The following is a 2,205-nucleotide window of genomic DNA, read 5'->3' as shown; positions in this document are numbered from 1 at the left end:
CGGCGGGGCGTCGAGGCGCGCGGCGATGCGGGTGCCCTGGTCGAGCAGCGCGCCGCCGGCCGCCGCGCCCGGCGGGGTCGCGTTCACCGACTGGAGCAGCTGGAGCAGCAGCTGCGGCGCGGGCGGGCGCAGTCCGGCGTCCTTGGACAGCGCCCGCTGCACCATGTCGCGGACGGGCCCGGCGGGCACCCCGGACAGGTCCGGCTCCTCGTTCAGGATCCGGTTGATGATCACCGGCAGCGTCTCGGCCTCGAACGGGGACTGCCCGGTCGCGCTGAAGACCATGGTCGCGCCCCAGGCGAAGATGTCCACCGCGGGGGTGAGGGGGGCGCCGGTGAGCTGCTCGGGCGCCAGGTAGCCCGGAGTGCCGACGACCATGCCGGTCGCGGTGACCGCGCTCTCCTGGGAGTTGACGGTGCGCGCGATGCCGAAGTCGACCACGCGCGGCCCGTCGCTCGCCAGCATGACGTTGTTCGGCTTGAAGTCGCGGTGGACGATCCCGGCCTCGTGGATCGCGGCGAGCGCGGTCGCGGTGCCGATCGCGAGGAGCAGCAGGTCGTCGGCGTTCATCGGGCCGTTGTGCGCGACCACGTCGTGCAGCGAGGAACCGTCGATGAACTCGCTGATCACGTAGGGCTGCTCGCCCTCGACGTCGAAGTCGATCACGCGGGCGGTGCACTGCGGGTCGACCTTGGTGGCCGCGGTGACCTCGCGGGCGAACCGCGCCCGCGCCGCCTTGTCGGCCGCCATCTGCGTGTGCAGCAGCTTGACGGCGACGTACTCTCCCCCAGGGGCGCGGCCGAGAAAGACCGCGCCCTGCCCGCCTGCCCCGAGCCGCCCGACGACCTCGTACTGTCCCAGTGCCCGCGGATCGCCCGGCTCCAGCGGAGCGGCTTCCGGCATCAGACCCTCCCGTGACCCGCTTGTGTGATGTGGCGCTGCACGATATCGCGTTAGTTCAGACGTTTCATCGACACGATGGGTTCAATGTCGAATCGCGGCTTTCCTGCCGATATGCGGAGTGGCCATCGCTTTCCGGGACGGTGAACCGGCGGAGGGGCGAACGGGCGTCCGGACGGGTAGGGGAACGGGGTGCGCCGGCCGGACATCCCGGCCGGCGCGGGACGGGTGCGAGACCGGCATCGGACGGTCGCGGTACCGGCCGCGGACGGTTCGACCGTCCGCCGGAGGGGCGCCGAAGCCGTTCGCGGGTGGACTTCGGGGCGGTGTGGAGCCGCCGCGAGGCCGCCGCGGGGGGCGGTGCGAGGCCGATACGGGACCGGGGGAGGGCCGGTGCGGGGGCCGCGCGTATCCCCGTGGGAGGACGCGCCGGGCGCCTGGGGGGCCGGTCGGTGCGCGAGCGGACGCGGAGAAGGATATGATCCCGCCGCCGTTGGTTGCGCCCCCGGGCGTCACGGCTCTGCTCCACAGCGTGGCACCCGGCGGGTAGGTGACGTGCGCCACATCCACGCGTGCCGGACGGGTGATCCGTGTCACTCGTGGGAACGGTCGCGCCTCGTGTGGCACAGCTCACCGCCCGTGACAGAATTTCCCGCCCGGATCGGGCACAAGAACGGCCCCCCGAGCGTTAGATCCGCGCGACGGGGCGCATAAAGCATCGAGGGGGATGGAGACGAAGATGGCGACCGACTACGACAGCCCACGCAAGACCGACGACGATCTGAACGAGGACAGCCTCCAGGAACTCCAGGCCCGCCGCGCCGACAAGGCGGCGAGCATCATCGACGAGGACCTGGACGCCGGCGAGGTCGCCGAGCTGCCCGGCGCCGACCTGTCCAACGAGGAGCTGACCTTCCGGGTCGTTCCGCGGCAGGCCGACGAGTTCACCTGCAGCCGGTGCTTCCTGGTGCACCACCGCAGCCAGCTGGCCACCGAGAAGAACGGCCAGCCGGTCTGCCGCGAGTGCGCGGCCTGACCGAAGGCCGCGCGCGCGGTCCGATCCACGCCGGTCCGATCCACAAGGCAGTTCCGACCCACGGGAGCCGCTGGTGAACGAGGTTCCGGAGTTCCACGAGCGGCGCGGTCCCTCCGGGGACCACGCCGGCGCCGCGCCCACGCCGGGCGTCGCCCCCGTGGCGCCGGGCGCCCACTCGTCCTCTTCCGCGTCCGCGAACCCGCCGGGCCCCGCGTCCGGCGGCGCGAGCGACGCGTCCGCACCGGGCGGGACGTCCGACGCGGCGTCCG

At 73.1% G+C, this 2,205-nt stretch carries 2 protein-coding genes and 1 pseudogene; 2 read left to right on the top strand and 1 reads right to left on the bottom strand.

Translation table 11 applies throughout. The features are described from left to right. The coding region (locus DZF91_RS24755; RefSeq protein WP_147341357.1) for a serine/threonine-protein kinase at positions 1–903 on the bottom strand (903 nt) is incomplete at its 3' end. A 736-nt stretch (positions 904–1,639) separates the two neighbouring features. Here DZF91_RS24755 and DZF91_RS24750 point away from each other — a divergent pair. Together DZF91_RS24750 and DZF91_RS41550 are read left to right on the top strand one after the other, a co-directional pair. Further along, a complete protein-coding gene (locus DZF91_RS24750; RefSeq protein WP_117359663.1) occupies positions 1,640–1,936 on the top strand; it encodes a DUF4193 domain-containing protein in 297 nt (98 codons plus the stop codon). Between the two features lie 73 nt (positions 1,937–2,009). Then, positions 2,010–2,205, top strand: a pseudogene (locus tag DZF91_RS41550) (hypothetical protein); the annotation flags it as partial.

It is taken from the genome of Actinomadura logoneensis, assembly GCF_003428695.1.
GTDB lineage: Bacteria > Actinomycetota > Actinomycetes > Streptosporangiales > Streptosporangiaceae > Spirillospora > Spirillospora logoneensis.
Note: the sequence above shows the minus strand (reverse complement) of the source record. Positions and strands in the feature narration are given on the sequence as shown.